This is a genomic window from Limosilactobacillus panis DSM 6035, from assembly GCF_001435935.1.
GTDB classification, from domain to species: domain Bacteria; phylum Bacillota; class Bacilli; order Lactobacillales; family Lactobacillaceae; genus Limosilactobacillus; species Limosilactobacillus panis.
On record NZ_AZGM01000056.1, the window covers coordinates 1 to 17495 of the forward strand.

18 protein-coding genes and 1 pseudogene are annotated in these 17495 nt (G+C 47.1%); 3 read left to right on the forward strand and 16 right to left on the reverse strand.

What is annotated here, in order from left to right:
• Positions 1-313: 313 nt before the first annotated feature.
• Positions 314-910: a cation efflux transmembrane domain-containing protein gene (locus FD32_RS04060; RefSeq protein ID WP_047767643.1), complete on the reverse strand. Its 597-nt coding sequence runs from the start codon at positions 908-910 to the stop codon at positions 314-316.
• 129 nt (positions 911-1039) lie between these two features.
• Entirely contained in the window at positions 1040-2374 is a 1335-nt protein-coding gene (locus tag FD32_RS04065) for a replication-associated recombination protein A (RefSeq protein WP_047767641.1), read from the reverse strand.
• A gap of 207 nt (positions 2375-2581) precedes the next feature.
• Between FD32_RS04065 and spx the strand changes: the two are divergent.
• A pseudogene (gene spx, locus FD32_RS04070) lies at positions 2582-2920 on the forward strand (transcriptional regulator Spx); the annotation flags it as partial.
• 98 nt (positions 2921-3018) lie between these two features.
• Entirely contained in the window at positions 3019-4110 is a 1092-nt protein-coding gene (locus FD32_RS04075) for an FRG domain-containing protein (RefSeq protein ID WP_047767639.1), read from the forward strand.
• A 54-nt stretch (positions 4111-4164) separates the two neighbouring features.
• Here the strand turns inward: FD32_RS04075 and FD32_RS10215 are convergent, their stop codons facing one another.
• The 5 genes from FD32_RS10215 to FD32_RS04095 all read right to left on the reverse strand — a co-directional run bounded on the left by FD32_RS10215 (position 4165) and on the right by FD32_RS04095 (position 7343).
• Positions 4165-4425, reverse strand: a complete 261-nt coding sequence (locus FD32_RS10215) for a hypothetical protein (RefSeq protein WP_235803756.1) — start codon at positions 4423-4425, stop codon at positions 4165-4167.
• 43 nt (positions 4426-4468) lie between these two features.
• A complete protein-coding gene (locus tag FD32_RS10410) occupies positions 4469-4603 on the reverse strand; it encodes a hypothetical protein (RefSeq protein ID WP_268872412.1) in 135 nt (44 codons plus the stop codon).
• A 67-nt stretch (positions 4604-4670) separates the two neighbouring features.
• Positions 4671-5489, reverse strand: coding sequence for a MerR family transcriptional regulator (locus FD32_RS04085; protein ID WP_047767637.1), 819 nt, complete (start codon positions 5487-5489; stop codon positions 4671-4673).
• Between the two features lie 31 nt (positions 5490-5520).
• A complete protein-coding gene (locus FD32_RS04090) occupies positions 5521-6510 on the reverse strand; it encodes a zinc-binding dehydrogenase (RefSeq protein WP_047767635.1) in 990 nt (329 codons plus the stop codon).
• Between the two features lie 185 nt (positions 6511-6695).
• The gene (locus FD32_RS04095) at positions 6696-7343 is read right to left on the reverse strand and encodes an NAD(P)-dependent oxidoreductase (RefSeq protein ID WP_047767633.1); all 648 of its coding nucleotides are present in this window, start codon (positions 7341-7343) and stop codon (positions 6696-6698) included.
• Positions 7344-7644: 301 nt separating this feature from the next.
• On the opposite strand from FD32_RS04095, the gene FD32_RS04100 reads away from it, so the two are divergent.
• Positions 7645-8676 (forward strand): MmcQ/YjbR family DNA-binding protein, encoded by a 1032-nt coding sequence (locus FD32_RS04100; RefSeq protein ID WP_047767631.1) that lies wholly within the window; start codon positions 7645-7647, stop codon positions 8674-8676.
• Positions 8677-8925: 249 nt separating this feature from the next.
• On the opposite strand, the gene FD32_RS04105 is transcribed toward FD32_RS04100, so the two are convergent.
• From FD32_RS04105 to FD32_RS04145, 9 genes are all read right to left on the reverse strand, one after another.
• Positions 8926-9258, reverse strand: coding sequence for a putative quinol monooxygenase (locus FD32_RS04105; RefSeq protein WP_047767629.1), 333 nt, complete (start codon positions 9256-9258; stop codon positions 8926-8928).
• A gap of 36 nt (positions 9259-9294) precedes the next feature.
• Positions 9295-10155 (reverse strand): aldo/keto reductase, encoded by an 861-nt coding sequence (locus tag FD32_RS04110; protein ID WP_047767627.1) that lies wholly within the window; start codon positions 10153-10155, stop codon positions 9295-9297.
• Positions 10156-10179: 24 nt separating this feature from the next.
• The gene (locus tag FD32_RS04115) at positions 10180-11184 is read right to left on the reverse strand and encodes an aldo/keto reductase (RefSeq protein WP_047767625.1); all 1005 of its coding nucleotides are present in this window, start codon (positions 11182-11184) and stop codon (positions 10180-10182) included.
• 242 nt (positions 11185-11426) lie between these two features.
• Positions 11427-12824 (reverse strand): MFS transporter, encoded by a 1398-nt coding sequence (locus tag FD32_RS04120; protein ID WP_047767624.1) that lies wholly within the window; start codon positions 12822-12824, stop codon positions 11427-11429.
• A 290-nt stretch (positions 12825-13114) separates the two neighbouring features.
• Positions 13115-13513, reverse strand: coding sequence for an iron-sulfur cluster biosynthesis family protein (locus FD32_RS04125; protein ID WP_047767622.1), 399 nt, complete (start codon positions 13511-13513; stop codon positions 13115-13117).
• Positions 13514-13583: 70 nt separating this feature from the next.
• A complete protein-coding gene (locus tag FD32_RS04130) occupies positions 13584-14228 on the reverse strand; it encodes a Crp/Fnr family transcriptional regulator (RefSeq protein ID WP_047767619.1) in 645 nt (214 codons plus the stop codon).
• Between the two features lie 26 nt (positions 14229-14254).
• On the reverse strand, positions 14255-14800 hold the full coding sequence (locus FD32_RS04135; RefSeq protein ID WP_047767618.1) for a ferritin family protein: 546 nt from the start codon (positions 14798-14800) through the stop codon (positions 14255-14257).
• Between the two features lies 1 nt (position 14801).
• Positions 14802-15029: a heavy-metal-associated domain-containing protein gene (locus FD32_RS04140; RefSeq protein WP_047767616.1), complete on the reverse strand. Its 228-nt coding sequence runs from the start codon at positions 15027-15029 to the stop codon at positions 14802-14804.
• A gap of 62 nt (positions 15030-15091) precedes the next feature.
• Positions 15092-16948 (reverse strand): heavy metal translocating P-type ATPase, encoded by a 1857-nt coding sequence (locus FD32_RS04145; RefSeq protein ID WP_047767614.1) that lies wholly within the window; start codon positions 16946-16948, stop codon positions 15092-15094.
• Positions 16949-17495: the final 547 nt, after the last annotated feature.

Below are 17495 nucleotides of genomic sequence, written 5' to 3' on the forward strand. Positions count from 1 at the left end.
CCATTCAGAATTTTTGTTAAATTCCGAATGGAGCTTCTGATTCAGAGGCTTTTTGTTACAACCCCCTGACAAGAAAAAGCCATTACCGTTACTGTCCGCACCTCCTTTTGGCAATGCGAACAGCACTAAATTATCCGCACCACCTATTCAATGATCCGAATAATAATAATTTTAACTTGTGCATTGGCAGTTAAAAGCATTCTCTTGTCCTCTCTTTCGTTAATTGATGTTTTATATATTATCATGGCTAAAATTAAAATGGCAATAATTTTTCACATTTATTTTTAATTTTGGTGTCAACCATGGTCAAAACCTAGGCACGAATGCCCTCAAGTCCCTCTTTTACAATCAAGATAACTAATAGGAGGGAGAAGATACTGTCTGACCACCACCAGCCCTGCCAGATGGTTAGCAGGTTGCCAACCAAGACTGCTCCAGCGGTATAGGCACAGGTTAAATTACACATGGCATCCTCTTTGAGAGCTGCTGAGTCAATCTGCTCAGCGATCCGGAGCTTGATAACCATCAAGATTGGCATGCAAATCAGCGATGCCAAGGCCATTAGGGTACCTAATAAACTTCTTTCAGCACCTTGGTGAGTCAACAGGTTATATCCAGACGTTACGATAATGTAAACAGCCAGGGCCATCAAACACCAACCAACGATCCGACTGGCCTGCCTTTCCACTTTTGCAATTGCACCAGCTGACAGGCGGGTACTAACCAGTAACCGCCATAATAGTGCACCTCCGGAGATAATTTCCAGTAAACTGTCAAGGCCAAAGACAATTAGCAAAAGAGAATGGGCCTGAATTCCTGACCAGCAGCCAATTAAAAATTCAAGCACCATCCAGGCCAGGGAAAAGATTTCCACCATAATACCTTGAAAATAAGGCTTTGGAGTTACCATCTCATTTCACCTCCCATTTCTTTATTCAATATACCAGGTCAATTATAACGCGGTTGGTAGAAAGGTTAAATTACCACTCAGATTTTCCCAATCATTGTCTGGATGAAAGAGTTATTTGACAAAGCGTCCCTATTGATACGGGTTAAAGTGATCAAAGTGACTTAGCCTTGAATCGGGCTTAAATGGTCGTTGGTAAATGTACTCAAACAACTTCTGGTATTGGTAGTACAACCGTTGCTCGTTCTCATTTGACGCCGGCTCATAGTAGTGGCGGCCGATTAAATCAGCTGGTAGATATGGTTGCTTAGCGACTTTCTTCGGTTCTTCAAACATGTTTTTCATTAATCCGGCACCACGCAACTTGTCCGCTCCCTTATAATGAACATCCCGCAGGTACGGTGGCATCGGGTGCTGACTAGCATTTTGGGCGTCCTTTGCTGCCCGCCGGTAAGCTTGCATTGCCGAGTCGGACCGCGGACTGATTGCCAACAACATTGTCGCCATGGCCACGTGGGTACTAGCTCGTGGCAAGCCAATCTCTAAGGCCGTATTGGCAAGCGTGATTACCTGGACGGCCCGTGCCGGGTCAGCCAGGCCCATATCAAGAGCATTCATGTCTTTCAAACTGCGCACGACCGATTCAAGATCCCCAGCCTCCAGTAAAACCGCTAAATAGTAAAGGGCGGCATCGGCATCAGAACCCTCAACAGAGTCACGCCATGCTGAAAGGTAGTCATAATGCTGGGTGGCATCCTTATCGTATGTCAGGTGCTGCTGGCGGCTAAAATTTCTTACCTGGCTAACCGTCAGTTTTTCCTGGTACATGGCGTAAAGGGTATCAAGAACATTCAATGCCGTCCGCACATCACCATTGCCGGTGTTGGCAATCATGTGAGCAATTTCGGCAGGAATTTGGTAATCAAAAACCCGGTGGGCGGCCCGGACGACCATTTGTTGGATATCCGCCGTCTTTAAAGGATGAAACTCAAAGATCTGACAGCGGGACCGAATTGCGGGAACAAGTGATAAAATCGGGTTCTCCGTGGTCGCTCCGACCAAAAGAACATGACCATTTTCCAGGTAGGGTAATAGGTAGTCCTGGATTGGTTTAGTCAAGCGGTGAATTTCATCCAGGAGCAAGACGAATGACTCAGTCGGGTGGCGATTAATCAACTTAGTTAACTGACCCTTGTTTTCAATGCTGGCGTTGAACTGTTCAAAGGGGTAGTGGAGTTCGTTAGCAACCACGTGGGCAAGGGTCGTCTTCCCCGTTCCTGGTGGCCCCCACAAAATCAAGGGGATGGGGATGTGTTGATCAATGATTTGACGAAGTGGCTTCCCGGCCGCCAACAAGTGCTCCTGACCCACCATCTCAGTTAGTTTATGCGGGCGCATCCGGTCAGCCAGTGGCTGCTTAAAGTGTCCACCCGCCGGACTGCCAAATAATGATATATCTTCAGCCATTACCAGTTCTCCTTTCATCTAACAATCGGTTCTTCTACGAGAATAAGACACCATCAAGGACAAAGCTACTAAAGTAACTTGACTGTAACGTTGCGTCCTAGTTTATGCTGAACAACAAAACAGAAGGGAGTTTTTCTAATGATCAAACTATTTGTATCACCGCAAAGTAGTTCATCGCGCAAGGCCCGGGCGTAGTTAGAAGATCACCACCTCGCCTTTAGTGAACGCAACGTCGCAAATAGTCGCCTCACCTTTACGGAGTTTAAACAAATCCTTTACCTAACCGAAAATGGTACAAAAGATATTATCTGTACCCGCTCTAAGGCTTACAAGCGGTTAAAGGTACGGGTGCTTAATGACGACCTATCGCTAAAAGAGCTGCTAGGGCTGATCAACCAGAATCCGTCTCTTTTACGATACCCGCTAATCGTTGATGAGCAACGACTCCAGATTGGTTATAATGCCGACGATATCCGCCAGTTTATTCCCCGCGAAGTCCGCATTCTTGAATTGCAGGCTGCTCAATGCCGGGCGAACGTTGCCTAGTTAAAAACGTTAAGCGTTTACACTAGTATTTCCTGTTGAGCTAGTTTAAAATTTATTTACGAAGACGCACTCTGGCTTTGTAAAGGTAGGCTAGTTTAATGATCCATAACATCCAAACCGTTTCTAACTATATCCAAGAAATTGAAAAGTTGATCAACAATAAGGAACATAATTATTACTTCCGTGGGAAAGATGATGCCTTTTCTAATACCTTGCCAGCAATTTTTCGGAGTCGGAAACTGCTCGATAACGAAGACAACCTGTTTAATGACTTCCTCATGACGGACCCCCAGCTCTTCGAAAAGTGTCGGACAAACTTTGAACGGATGGCACTTATGGAACACTACCACCTGCCGACCCGGCTACTGGATGTTAGTTCTAACCCCCTGATTGCCCTCTTCTTCGCGGTCAAGGGCGGTCAGGGAAATGGTGAAGTTTATGTTTATAAGGACCAACCGAATCCCGATAAACTAGCGAAAATGTTGAACCAGCGCGGTTGGCACAACCTAATCAACGAATATAATTTTAAAAGCGGCCTTACCAACCATAACTACTTCAAAAAGAATGCTTTCAGCAATGAGATGCAACTAGAGTCATCGCTTGCCCGCCAATCAATGGCGGACAAAAGCTCGTTTTTCCAGACTGTCAAAGACTTCTATCAATTAGATAATAGCTACATTGCTCAGCAGCATCGCCTATGGAGTGATGACTACTTAAACTATTTCGAAGATGAAGATTCAAATTACTTTGCCGAGTTCAAGCACGACCTTCAAACCCTGCCTTTCCTCCGGCTGTTTGAAGAGGCCAAGCGCGATATCCCAAGTTTCGCCAATAAGCTAAACCCGCTTGAACTAATCGTGCCCAAGATCGTCACAAGTAAGCGGATGAGCCGACGGATGGAAAACCAGCAGGGGCTTTTCCTTTTTGTGCCCTTCATTGGTGACGAATATGACCAATCAGTGGAAATCGATTATGAAGAGGTTGAAAAGCGGGCCCAGCTGGCAATCGATATTCTCAGTCTCTATAATTCGGAAAACCCAGATGAAAAGGAAAAGTACATCATCCCCGCCCAGTACAAGCGACCGATCCTGGACGAACTGGCCAAGCTTGGGATTGATTACAGTTTCATCTATCCTGAAGATCACGCCAAAAAGGCGGAGATGATCAAGGACAAGTACCTAGGTCTTTAACTAAAGCTAGTAAAGCCTTGCACGGTAAATTGGCGTGCAAGGCTTTTGTTTGTCTTATGCGGTGACGGTTCCCTTCTGGTCTTGTGAAAGGTCACGAGCATATGGGGTGATGGTATCCCAAGTCGAATGAACCACCTTCCATTCACCGGTGGTGTTCTTCTGGAAAACCTCGACCACATTGTATTTCATATTAATAAAATTCGTATCAGCAAACAGCTGGTAGGTCAAGATGGCAGTGTCGCCATGCAGCTGAACCCGGGGTGCCACAAACTGGTAAGTGTCGGCGTGCATCTTTCCCGCCAGGTTCTTATCCATAAAATCCTTAATCGCAGCAAAGCTATCCACCCGTTTGGCATGGTCAAGTATCAAAGTAAGAAAAATCATCGTGCGACCAAATATCATAGTAACCGGTCATGTCACCAGCATAGTACTTATCAAGGGCTCCTTTTTCCATTTCAATAATGTGTTTAGCAACTGTCTTCGCACTTTTCATTTTCGTTCTCCTTTTTCTTTTAACGGCATTATTCACCGTAACGTTGGGAAACAGTCAAGTTCCTTTGCTAAATAATTTGGTAAGCAAGAATACTATTTTCCGTCAGGCCGAGACGTTTGATGTCCAACCCGAGATTAAATTGCCAGAGGTCATTACCAATTTTGAGACCTTGTTGGGCCACGAAGTCACGAAGTGCAGCAAGGCCCTTTTCAATCCCTGCGCCATCATTTTTAACCTTAACTACCACGTACTCACCGTTGGCCTGGTTCATTACTGGCATGTTTATCAGGCTGGCAAAGGACTTTTCCTTAATGATGCGGAAGCCGGCATCGGCATAACAATTTGCTTGGGCCTGAGGTAAGTCGGTCAAGAAACCAGATAGCATGTTATTGGCCATAATTCCCGCGCCCAGCCGCTGGTAGAAATTGCTGTATGCCTGGGCGATTTCTTTTTCTGAGCAGTCCACTTTAAAGTCCGAGCACCAAAACTCACGAAGCGGGAAGAAAATTTTCTTGACGACATAAAAGCCAACATTCGTCAGTTGGGTGTTATCTTCTTCCTTCTGGTCTAGGATTGCTAGTACCTGCTGGAGATTCTTAATTCGTGTCTGAACCTTTTCTTTCAGTTCGCCAAGTTTCCTGTTAAGCGTCTCTGAACTATTATCGTTGAGGTAATCTTTAATATTTCCCACTGAGAGTCCGAGGTCGCGGAGCCCCAGAATAAAATTCATCTTGTAGATCTGCTCATAGCCGTAGTAATGGTAGCCATTAGCCATGGTCTTTTTGGGCTTGAAGATTCCCCTTTGGTCATAAAAAAGAAGCGTTCGCCGGGTTGTGCCGACTGCCTTAGCAAATTGTGAAATGGTCATTAGCTGCTTATCATCCATTTTTTCATTCCTCTTTTAGGATAGGTTTCTTTTAAAGGACTACTACGTGCTTACCGCTAAACTTGCCCGACTCCAAGTTAGCTTGCGCCTCACCAACCTCACTCAGGCCGTGGTAAACTTTGGCAAGCGGTACGGTAAGTTGACGGTCTTCAATCAATTTGAGGATGTGGTTAAAGTACTTTGCAGGCAAGTCCTTAGCCTCGCCAGCGTAGCTCGTCAGGAAAACACCGGTTGGAATCATGAATGGCGAAAAGTTGTTCAGTGTCCACTTCCCACCGAGGGCCCCGGTAAAGCAAGTATAACCACCTTCCTTAACTAAGCCCATATCCTGGAAGAGAGTTGAAAATCCAACTAGTTCCAGTACCTTGTCGACCTTGTCTGGTGCAATCTTCTTGACCCGGTCAGCAAAGTCCCGGTCATCCAAAACTGGGTAATCAATTCCCAACTTCGCCATTGTAGCCAGCTTGTTTTCGTTTCGCGTGCTAGCAATCACTTTGGCACCCATGTGATACGCCAGGACAGCCGCCATCAGGCCAACCGTCGAGCTGCCACCCCGAACTAAGAGAAGGTCACCCGTTTGCACGCGAAGGCCCTGGGTAATTGAACCATAGGCGGTCTGGAGCATTTCTGGTAAAGCACCGATGATTGACCAGTCAAGGCCACTTTCAAATGGAATCAGGTTCTTCTCCTTAATCAACATGTATTCAGCATAGGAACCATCAATGGCGCGACCCATGCCGCCCATCATTGTGACCACCTTTTGGCCCGGCTTAAAACTGGAGCCCGCGTTGACCCGGTCAATGATTCCTACCCCTTCGATACCAAGGATCCGGGGAAATTTAAAGTCTGGTGAAGATTTACCCTTCCGGCTCGTTAACTCGGATTCGTTAACGCCAAAGGCCTTGACCTTGACCAAGGCGTAACCAGGCTTTAGCTGGGGAACCGGCACCGTCGTCGGGTGTAATTCATCAGCAGCACATGGCTGGGTGAGTTGAATAGCTTGCATTGTATCCTTTGACATAATTAAAACCTCTTTTTGTTTCTTTATCATTAAATGTATCCTGTAACGTTGCGTAACAGTCAATTGGTATTTCGAATAATGTTAAAAAAGGCGCTAGTATCCGAAAAAACCGAATACTAGCGTCCTCTTAGTACTTTCCTAAAGACCAGCTTCACGGCAACGGGGCGTGAAGACAAGCCATCAAGTTAAGCGTCAATCACGGTAATCCGTTGCTGGTGGTAGTGAGGGGCGCAAACCTCGTTGATAACCAACTTGGCCATCGTCCCCGCGGTGACTTGTGATTGACCATCCCCGTTAACCAGTAAGTCGTCACCCCCGATAACGTATTTACTAGCCGGGCCCGGCACAAACATGGCCGACGGCGAAATACCCAGCCAATCAACATCGTTAACCGTCATCAGGTATTGATACTCCTTAAGCTGTTGACGAGGCGTATTGATCCATTTATCCGCCCCGGGGGTCTTGGCGATGTCTTCCACGAAGTAATGGCGGTCACTGCCCGTCCGCAGGCTGCCGGCACCCAGAATAAAGATCAGCCGTGCCGAGTGCTGCTGGGCGACCTGGACCAGCTTCTTCGCCAGGTCAAGCTGCTGGTCAGCGTGGGCCGGGCCCGGATTAAAGGCGTCCACAATAATGTCAAATTCCCCCAGCGTAGCGGAACGCAACGTCAAGACATCCCCCACCAACAGGTTGGCGTTAGCGCCCAGAACCTGGCGGGCCTTAGCTTCATCACGGATAATTCCCGTTACTGCCAATCCATCATTTCCTGCTGCCTGCTGGTAAATCGCACTACCGGCCATCCCGGAAGCACCAATGATTGCTACTTTTGTCATCGTCGTCACTCCTTACTATTTTATAGTTACCTTACCATAAAACAGCATTCGCCAGTAAACATTACGACTCCCACTCACCATCATTTCTTTAGTTTGCCACGAAAGCATTTAATATAGCTTCTCTTTCCGTACCAAGATATTTCGGCACTAGAATATCTTCAATAAGAAGCGCTGTGGAGTGCCACTCGCTAACACCTGTGGCCACCGAACAGGCCTAGTGGGTCTTCAACTCTGCACTGATTCGAATCATTAGCCCAGCCTCCACGAACCGGTTTATAATAAAAAAGTTAGGAGGCCCACCATGACAATCGAAGAAGAGACTTTCCAAAAGCAGCGCCCGGATTTCACTAAATTCCCCGCTGCCGGTTTTACTAAGCGCAAACATGATTACCAGTTCAAGCAAGACTTTATGGATGGACAGTTCCGGGCAATCATCCGGGTCAGTCGTGATGGTCAAATCAGTGGTAACGTCATCGACAACGGTACCGGCGAAGAATATCTCCCCCTGCGAGCAATTCACTGTGGTCCCTTTGCCGCCCAAGTTCGTACCGCCTACATTGACCTCCTCCACGAAATTGCCCGGAAATGTTTTATTACCGAACCCTTCCATAGTGACCAGGCCAACCGGCTCGCTGCCTGGATTAACCAGGAATTTCACGACCAGCCAGAATTTGTCTTCAAAAAACTACCCGACTATGCGGCCTTTCGTGAACCCCAGTCGCAAAAGTGGTACGGGTTGGTAATGAACATCCCCCGGGCCCGATTAACTGATAAAGGGGCACCCGACCAAGCCAAGATCGAAGTTATCGACCTCCGCTGTACCACTCAACAACGTTCTGCGCTCCTCAAACGAAAGGGAATTTATCCCGGCTACCACCTCAGCAAGAAAAACTGGGTTTGCGTGACCCTTGACGACCACCTAAGTGACAAGAAACTTCAAAAGCTTGTCCAGGCCAGTCGGCAAATTCTTACCAAGCCCCGGGCCTGGTTGATTCCTGCTAATCCGAAGTACTACGACATCATGCACGCCTTCGTTAACAACGACACCATTATCTGGAAGCAGTCGACTAAGGTCCGGGTTGGTGACACAGCATTTCTCTATGTCTCCGCACCGATCAAGGCAATCATTTATCGCTGCCGGGTGGTTGAAACTGATATCCCCTATGATTACCAGAGTCCGCGGTTAAAAATCAACCGGGTCATGAAGCTCCAGTTCGAAAAGGAGTACGCTCACGGCCAGTTTTCCCTTTCCTACATCAAGCAACAAGGGGTGACCTCTGTCCAAGGTCCGCGCCACGTTCCGGCAGATTTGCTTAAGCAGCTTGAGAAGTAAGAAGCTTGCAAAAGCACCAGGACACGCTTTTCTCCCGTAATTACTATATAAATTCGAAATGGGGCTGGCGAGAAGCCCATAGTTTTCTCGCCAGCCTCTTTTCTATCTCCGAATGTTATAATCGCGAAAAAAAAGCGCGCTCCTAGTGTCTAGTTACGGACAATCGCCGGCCCGTTCCGTGCCAACGATTGCCCTATACTAGCCATACGGAGCGCTCTGATGCTTTTTTCCCAGCTTCTTTTTAGTTACTTACTTGCGAATAAATTTCTGGTCACCGGCCGGCATCCCTTGTTCATCCGTAACGTAGCGCTCAACCTTCATGTGGAGGTCGTACTTTTCCCGCAAGGCTGCCAACTCATCCATCATCGGTGATGCATGGTGGGCATCCAATGCCGCCTGGTCCCGCCAGCTATCAATCAAGAGAATCGTTTCGGCATCGTTGAGCGACTGAAAGTAATCGTAACGCTCATTTCCCTTTTCATCACGGATTCGTTGAGCAATCCCGGCTTTTTCCATTTCATTGACAAACTTCTTGGCGCTGCCGTTTTGGCCAGTATAATACAGATTCCCTACTAAGCTTATCGCGGTCCCTCTCCTCTCGTTTTGATATTCAAATTTCTAATGATTAGCACCGGGGCGACCGCCCTTCACAATCGTTGCAATTGCTTCTGGATCATGAGGATCGAAGAATTGGCTTTGCCGCCGATCAAGTTTTTCAATCATATGCATCTCTTCCTCTGACAATGAGAAGTCAAAGACACTAATATTTTCTTGAATTCGGTCCCGGTGAACACTCTTAGGGATAACCACAATGCCCCGCTGGATCAACCACCGCAAGATAACCTGACCGGTAGTTTTGTGGTGGGCCAAGGCAACTTTCTGGAGAACTGCATTATTAAATATCTGGCCCTTGCCTTCTGCAAATGGGGCCCAGGCTTCGACTTGAATATCTTGTTCTTGATCAAACGAAAAGTTTTCCCGTTGCTGGTTCCACGGATTAACTTCTAACTGGTTAACCGCTGGCTTGACATTATTAAAAAGCATTAGGTTCGTAACCTGATTGGGTGAGAAATTAGAAACACCAATTGCCCGTATTTTCCCAGCCCGGTAGGCTTTTTCCATTGCTCGCCAGGCATTGAAGACATCCCCATAGGGCATATGGATCAGGTACAAGTCGATGTAATCGAGGCCCAGCGCCGCTAACGAATGGGCAATTGCCCTTTGCGGCCCTGTTCCCTGATAATCTTGTATCCACATCTTCGACGTAACAAAAAACTGGTCACGCGGGATGCCGCTTTCCCGAATTGCCCGGCCAACGGCTGCCTCATTTCCGTAAGTCGCCGCCGTATCAAACAGGCGGTAGCCAGCTCTAATTGCATCCGTCACAGCTTGATAACATTCATCAAGATCATCCATCTGGAAAACGCCAAAGCCTAGTTGAGGCATCGTTATTCCGTTATTAAGTTTTACCATTTGCATGATTAGCGCTTCCTTACTTTTTAGCTATTTAACATCTTTCGGCAGCATCCCCACGGGATTTTGGTCCAGCGCGCCGACAATCTCATGGGCGGTGTATGGCTCATCAAGGTAATCTACCTCATCAGGGGTCAGTTCAACATCAACCGCTTGAGCGGCATCGTCCAGGTACTGTTCCTTAGTTGCCCCGATGATTGGCGCAGTAACTCCTTTTGCCCATTGCCAGGCCAGGGCAATCTGTGACATCTTAACGTGGTGCTGATCTGCTAGCGTGGCCACCCGCTTTATGATCGGCATATCTTGCTCCTTAGCGTGATCATACTTTGCCCGTTCGGAGGTATCGGTTGCGTTCCGCTTGGAGTGTCCTTCCCAGGTTGACCGGGTCAAGTGACCGCTAGCTAGCGGACTATACGGCATCAGCATTACCCCGTCCTGTTTACAAATGGGAATCAGCTCCCGCTCGTCCTCGCGGTACAGGAGGTTGTAATGGTTCTCCATCGCCACAAACTGGTGCCAACCGTTCTTTTCAGCCACGTACTGCATATTCTGGAACTGGTAGCCATACATAGCAGAAGCCCCAATTGCCCGGACTTTTCCTTCCTTGATCAGGTTATCAAGGGCCGCCATCGTTTCTTCAATCGGGTGGTCATAATCAAAACGGTGGATGATATACAGGTCAAGGTAGTCGGTGCCTAGTCGTCGCAGCGTCCCATCAATTTCACGGTTAATTGCCGCTTTAGAGAGGCGACCATCATTAAAGTAGACCTTGCTGGCAAGAACCACCTTATCCCGGGGAACCTGGTGTTTCTTCAACGAGTTACCGATGTATTTCTCACTGGTACCCATCCCATAGACGTTGGCCGTGTCAAAGAAGTTAATACCCAGACTCAGGGCGTGCTGCACCATTTTGTCCGTCTCTTCTTCATTTAAAATCCAACGGTAGGTCTTCATCGCGGGCTTACCGAAGCTCATCCCGCCGATTGCCAGCTGAGAAATTTTAATCTCTGTTTGGGGAATCCGACTATATTTCATTGCCATTCACTCCTTCATTTTTTATTATGAAGCGGTTGATTAGCAATGTTAAATGCCTATAATTAATGCTTACCTATTCGTTTTATGTATTGCTATATTTTAAGGGTCATTGGTTCAGATTCTCTCCTACTATTTTCGTATTACAAGAATAATTGTTAGGTGAAGAAGGGAAATATTGAAACAGATCACTCCGTGGAAAAGCTAAACCTTATCTGCCTTACTCATAGACTCACCTGGCAACTTTAACGATCATCCCTCGGCAACGTCCAATAAACTAGCGCCAATTCCAAGAGTAAAGCAACTAGCAAGACCAGCAAGGCGTGTTGGGTGCCCATAGCAGTCGCCTGGTCCAGGGGCCGGGCATGATTTGCTTGGCTGGCCGCGACGATTGTCGACGCAATAGACGTCCCCACGGCACCGGCAAACTGCTGAAGGGTATTCAAAATGGCATTGCCATCCCCATTACTTTGGTCCGGCAAACTTGCTAAAGCGCTCGTCATAATATTGCCAAAGGACAAACCTGCGCCGACCATAAAGGCAATGTACAAAAAGATAATCGTTGAGTTAGTTAACCGATCAGGGGCCAGACAGGTCAGACCAATCACCGCAATAAGGTTGAGCACCACTCCACTGAGGACGGGTTTGCGGGCACCAAACTGGTCAAGAAGGCGTCCACCAAAGGGTCCCGTCACTGCACCAAGGGCAGCTCCGGGTAAAACAATTAGCCCCGCTAACATTGCACTGCCATGGTTAACCAGTTGAATGTAGTTAGGCACGAGAAAGGAAAGGCCTAAGGCGGTTAGTTGAAAGAGGAGAAAAGCAAATGCCAGTCGGGCAAAGCGGTGGCGGGCAAAAAGGGTTAGATTTACAATTGGACTTGTAATTTTCAGCGAACGGGTGATGAAGGCAATGGTACCGATCAGTCCTATTGCAAAGCTGCCTAATACCAACCAGGAAAGCAATGGTTGGCTACCCATATTGGCAAAACCGGTGGTCAACCCGGCAAACATTAAAATCAATGTCACCAAACTCAGCCAGTCAAATTCCGTCTTCATTAGCCGCCCCTTTTGCCGAATGGTCACCATTCCCGTAATTAATGAAAGGACCAACAGCGGTAGCAGGAAGATAAAAATCCACCGCCAACCAAGGCTATTAACCAAAAGGCCACCATAGGTTGGACCAACTGCCGGGGCAATCCCAGTAATCATTGTCCCTAGTCCCATCATCATGCCAACCCGTCGCTGCGGTACCCAATCAAGGATGATGTTAAACATTAACGGTAGGGCCACGCCGGTCCCAATTCCCTGAACCAAGCGGCCAACAAGCAGAAGCCAAAAGTTAGGGGCCAAAATATCAATCAAAAGGCCTACCGTAAAAGTAAGGTTGGCGAAAACAAAGAGATGCTTAGTCTTAAACCGCCGTTTCAGGTAGGCAGATAAGGGGACCGTCAGGGAAACGGTCAGCAGACAAATCGTTGTCATCCACTGAACCAGGTCAGTAGAAATTTTAAACTCACGCATCAGGGTCGGAAATGAGATATTCACGGCCGTCTCAACTACCACTCCAGCAAAGGACATCACTCCGGCAGCAATGACGGCTAACACCATCCAGCCCTGAATTTTTTCACTTTGCTTTTCCATTTGGCAACTCAACTCCTTTTTTACTAGAGGCGACAACAAAAAAGGCACCTACCTATTCAATAGATAGATGCCCCCATACTCCCCGTGCTATTGCGGGCAATTCCGCAATGGACGTCATTAATTATTATATTTGCATTATTAATCATAGCATGAAATATTTTGCAATACTAGTAACGGAGAAAAAGCATCAAGGTGCCTTCAGCTGGTATTGTTTATACCTCCTACACTAGCCAAAGGCGCGCTTTAATGCTTTCCCAGTTTCTTTTCATTATTCAACTGCCTAGCCTGACCTAGCAATCGTGGGTTCCACTGTACTCCTTTTGCAGTGGTTCATCGATATCAACCACTTCAATGTTGTCAGTCAGGATCTTGGTTGGGCTAACCAATGGCATGGTGAAGTGTTTCGGGTCAAAGCGAATTTCCATTTGGTCTTCAAACTGAATATTTGCATACAGCTCGCTCTTAATGTGAATATCGCCAATATTGGAACTGACTTTTTCGTCAAAGTCCGGCAAGTCAACGTCCTTATTAACAAAAATCAGCCGGTAGTTTGCCTCGAGGTTACAGTTACCGATTGCCGAAAACGGCCCGACCCCATCATCAAAGTCCAACACAATCTGCTTATCGGGACGAAGGTGACGCTTAATTCGCGCTAGTGCCTCATCCGTTACCATTAATTTTTTCATCATCCATTCCCTCCTTAACCATATTTAATAATTTTAATTTTATGCACTTTTAGTAAGAAATAAAGGAATCTGCTCAGTAGGTTTCTTTCAAGATTTTTATTTGCCGTAAGTGACGGCTAATCACCCCATCCTTTTGTAATTGGGTTAGTTTACGAGATAAGGTCTCAGGAGTCGTCCCTAAATAAGAGGAAAGGTCCTTTAACTTCAGAGGGAGGGTAACCGTCGAGCTTCCCTGCTTAGCAGCTAACCACCTAAGGTAAGTATTCAACCGTTCATTAATAGTCGGTATTCCTAGCAACTGGGTTTGCCAACGCAGGTCGTTGATCAACATTGCCTGACCAGTCAAAAGTCTTAGGGCGATGTCTTGGTAATCTTGAATCAAGCGAATAAAGTCCGCCCGGTACAATACGCAAATTTCACTATCAGTCATTACGTCAACGTAACTACTGGTATTGGCAACCCCCAGCAGCCAGGTTTCGCCGACGTAATCACCAGTGGTCAGAATTCGCTGGACCTGTTCTTCACCATTGATACTCAGTTGGTACATACGGGCACGCCCACGCCTAATAATCACCAAACGGTTACTAGTCGCTGGACTGACAATAATCGTTCCCCGGGTAACATGTTCGTGGTGAACCAGCTGTTCGACCTGCCGTTGGTTTTTAACATTCAATTGGTTAAACAACGGTACCAGCCGTACACATAGTTCTTCGGCCATTAAAATCTACCCCCACTGGCTAATTATTAAAAGTCATCGTCATCTTCTTCAGTATACAACCCTGTTTTTAGGTCGTGTCCTAAGAAACGCTGGGCAAGGGCAACTTGGTCCTTAATCCATGTCAACAGGCCCGTTAAAATATCCACTAGTTCCGGCCAATCTGATTGCTGACCTAGGGTAATTGCCTTAGTAATAAACAACGTCTGAGTATCAAAGTCTTTGATAAGGTCAAATAACTGGTCATTGCCTGCTTCATACTTACTTGCACCATCTTCTTTAAGCATCGTGAACTGCTTAAGTTGGTCCGTCGTCGTGGGAATACTTTCACCATTGTTAACTAACAAGCGGTCAAGTGTCGCAAACATGACCTGTTCGTGGGCAATCCACCGGTCCCCGTACTGGGCCATAAACAAGGCGGCCGGTCCCTGAGCGTACAACTTAGCCTGACTGATTTTTAGTGAATGGATCAACAGGTTAGCAATAATGTGGCCGGTCATCGCCCCGGCAGTCGGGGTGTGGTGGTCAATCTCACTCTGCTTCAGTTCCTGTTCGTATTGTTCTGTACTTGTCATACTAGGCCTCCTTAGTCTTGATTTCCTGAACTGTGTAACCCATTTTCTCAATGCTTTGCTGCACAACAGTTGGTGTGGCAACGGTCGCATCAAGATTAAACTTAACCTTTCCCGCGTTAAAGAGGACCTTTACGTCCGCGGTACCATTGACCGCTTCAACACTTTTCTGAATCTTGGTTAAGCACGATGGGCAAGTCAATCCGCCGAGTTTCATCATTACCTTTTCCATTCATAACACTTCCTTACAGGGCTCATTCTACTTTGCTTTTTCTCACGAAAAATTGATCTCCGTCAATTTTTAGATGAATATTTAATGAGCCGCATGCTATTAATGATTACCACGATGATACTGAGTTCGTGAATCAGCATCCCCGACGCCATCTCTACATAACCCGCAAAAAGTCCGATGAACAATAGTAAAACGGTTAATAGTGCGATGGTGATGTTCTCATTCATATTCTTCACCGTCTGTTTAGCTAACCGGAAACCACCGACGAGGCTGGCCGGGTCTGACCTCACGAGGACCAGGTCAGAAGCATCCATTGCTACATCCGTTCCCGAGCCCATTGCAACGGCTACATCAGCGACGGCAAGGGCGGGGCTATCATTAATTCCGTCACCAACAAAGGCAACATTGTGTCCCCGCGCACGTTCACCTTTAATAAAGGTGGCCTTATCTGCAGGCAGCATCCCGGCATGAATTTCGTCAATGGGTAGTGCTGCAGCAATCTCACGTGCCGTTTTATCATTATCCCCGGTCAGCATTATTAACCGTTGGGCCCCTAATTGTTTTAACTGCTGGAGGGCCCCCGCCGCTCGGGGACGAAGCTGGTCCTTAATTCCCCAAATGGCAAGCTCAGCCTGGTCTGCACTAGCAAAAATCACTAGTGAAGCCCCTGCCTTGGTCAAACGCCCTATCTCACGGTCAAGATGGCTACCCTTAGCAACTACTTCACTAACAAGTTGCTGATTCCCCAACAAGTATTCACGACCCGCGATTGTCGCCCGGACACCCTGGCCTTTAATCGTCTGAATAGCAGTTGGATGCAAATCTTTCTGCGGGTGGTAGGCACTAATCGCCTTAGCTAGGGGGTGGTCTGATTGCCGCTCGATGGCAACGGCTTTATTGATAATTGCTTGCCGATCACCTTTTAGCACCAGGAATGTCTTGACCGCCGGCTCGCCCTCAGTCAAAGTTCCAGTCTTATCAAAGGCCACCGTATCGACATGGCGTAAACGGTCCATTACATCAGCACCCTTAAATAAGATACCCCGTCGCGCACCATTGCCGATTCCGGCAACTGTAGAGGCTGGCACACCAATTACCAGGGCCCCAGGGCACCCCAAGACCATCACCGTAATTGCCAGGCGGAAGTCCTGGGTAAGAATTCCGACCATGATTGCCACTAGCAGGACAACGGGGGTGTAATGTTTAGCAAACTTATCAATAAAGTGCTGGGTTTGCGTCTGTGAGTCCTGAGCGGTTTCCACCATTTCAATGATTTGACCAAAGGTGGTATCCTCTCCCGCGGCGGTCGTCTTAACCGTGACGGTCCCGTCTTCCAGAATTGTTCCCGCAAACACCTCATCGCCAACCTGTTTATCCACCAGTCGGGATTCACCGGTAATACTAGCTTCGTTCACCAGGGCAGTTCCTGTTATGACCACCCCATCAACAGGTACTTTGGCACCTGTCTTAACTAAAACATGGGTACCGGGGTCCAGAAAATCGACGTCGACCTGGTGGGTCATTCCATTCTTATCAATGATCGTAGCTGTTTGCGGGGCCAAATCGGCAAGCTGCTTGACCGCTGACCGCGTTTTTTGCAGGGTGACGTCTTCTAGAACCTCACCGAACATGAATAACCAGGTGACAATGGCTGCTTCGTTGTACTCGCCAATAATAAAAGCACCGATTACGGCAATACTGACCAGGACATCGATGGAAATCAGTCGTACCTGTAATGACGAAATTGCCGTTAGTAAGATTGGCAGCAAGCCAATGACGCCAGCCACAGCCATAGTAATTTGGTAGGCCACTGCTAGTTGCCCGCTCCAGCGCACTACTTCCGCAAGCACCAGCAGAGCAGTTATCAGGACAACGATTACACGTCGTTGCCGGGTGAAAAACAGTTGAATCTTAACCATAGCTTTCCCTCCTTCACTTTTAAAGTGTAAGGATAATGGCATAGAATTAAATTGATGAACGTCAAGTTATCTGAATAAGCTGCGGCATTTATTATATTAGAAAGCAATGATAAAGTAGACAGCAAACTAATATTTTTGCACTCATATTGGCTGTCCAGCAGGGTTAATGGCAACCAAGTTTTTATTGATTTATAATCATTTTCTAATAAAACTATTGACAACCGATTACAATCGTCTAATATTATTTTCAACATCAAAAACAGTTGAAAACGCAAAGAATAGGAGAGTAGTTTTCCTCATCATTGCACAGCGAACCTATGTTAGTGAGATTTAGGTGAATGAGTGGATAATGAAAGTAGCCTATGAGTGACTGAGGCGATATTTGTGAGTCTTAGTCGGGTGCGCCCGTTACAGCGCCATCGTATCTGATTTTTCACGTACGGGGTGAGGTGCCACTAGTGATAGTGACACGAATAAAGGTGGTAACACGCGCAAGGGGTTGTGACAAAAAGCCTCTGAATCAGAAGCTCCATTCGGAATTTAACAA

Coding starts and splice junctions, on each gene's coding strand:
- FD32_RS04110 (WP_047767627.1), bottom strand. CDS start 10,155: ATGCAAATGGTAAAACTTAATAACGGAATAACGATGCCTCAACTAGGC.
- FD32_RS10410 (WP_268872412.1), bottom strand. CDS start 4,603: ATGAAAAGTGCGAAGACAGTTGCTAAACACATTATTGAAATGGAAAAA.
- FD32_RS04075 (WP_047767639.1), top strand. CDS start 3,019: ATGATCCATAACATCCAAACCGTTTCTAACTATATCCAAGAAATTGAA.
- FD32_RS04130 (WP_047767619.1), bottom strand. CDS start 14,228: ATGGCCGAAGAACTATGTGTACGGCTGGTACCGTTGTTTAACCAATTG.
- FD32_RS04100 (WP_047767631.1), top strand. CDS start 7,645: ATGACAATCGAAGAAGAGACTTTCCAAAAGCAGCGCCCGGATTTCACT.
- FD32_RS04120 (WP_047767624.1), bottom strand. CDS start 12,824: ATGGAAAAGCAAAGTGAAAAAATTCAGGGCTGGATGGTGTTAGCCGTC.
- FD32_RS04135 (WP_047767618.1), bottom strand. CDS start 14,800: ATGACAAGTACAGAACAATACGAACAGGAACTGAAGCAGAGTGAGATT.
- FD32_RS04145 (WP_047767614.1), bottom strand. CDS start 16,948: ATGGTTAAGATTCAACTGTTTTTCACCCGGCAACGACGTGTAATCGTT.
- FD32_RS04095 (WP_047767633.1), bottom strand. CDS start 7,343: ATGACAAAAGTAGCAATCATTGGTGCTTCCGGGATGGCCGGTAGTGCG.
- FD32_RS04060 (WP_047767643.1), bottom strand. CDS start 910: ATGGTAACTCCAAAGCCTTATTTTCAAGGTATTATGGTGGAAATCTTT.
- FD32_RS04085 (WP_047767637.1), bottom strand. CDS start 5,489: ATGGATGATAAGCAGCTAATGACCATTTCACAATTTGCTAAGGCAGTC.
- FD32_RS10215 (WP_235803756.1), bottom strand. CDS start 4,425: ATGGATAAGAACCTGGCGGGAAAGATGCACGCCGACACTTACCAGTTT.
- FD32_RS04090 (WP_047767635.1), bottom strand. CDS start 6,510: ATGTCAAAGGATACAATGCAAGCTATTCAACTCACCCAGCCATGTGCT.
- FD32_RS04125 (WP_047767622.1), bottom strand. CDS start 13,513: ATGATGAAAAAATTAATGGTAACGGATGAGGCACTAGCGCGAATTAAG.
- FD32_RS04065 (WP_047767641.1), bottom strand. CDS start 2,374: ATGGCTGAAGATATATCATTATTTGGCAGTCCGGCGGGTGGACACTTT.
- FD32_RS04115 (WP_047767625.1), bottom strand. CDS start 11,184: ATGAAATATAGTCGGATTCCCCAAACAGAGATTAAAATTTCTCAGCTG.
- FD32_RS04140 (WP_047767616.1), bottom strand. CDS start 15,029: ATGGAAAAGGTAATGATGAAACTCGGCGGATTGACTTGCCCATCGTGC.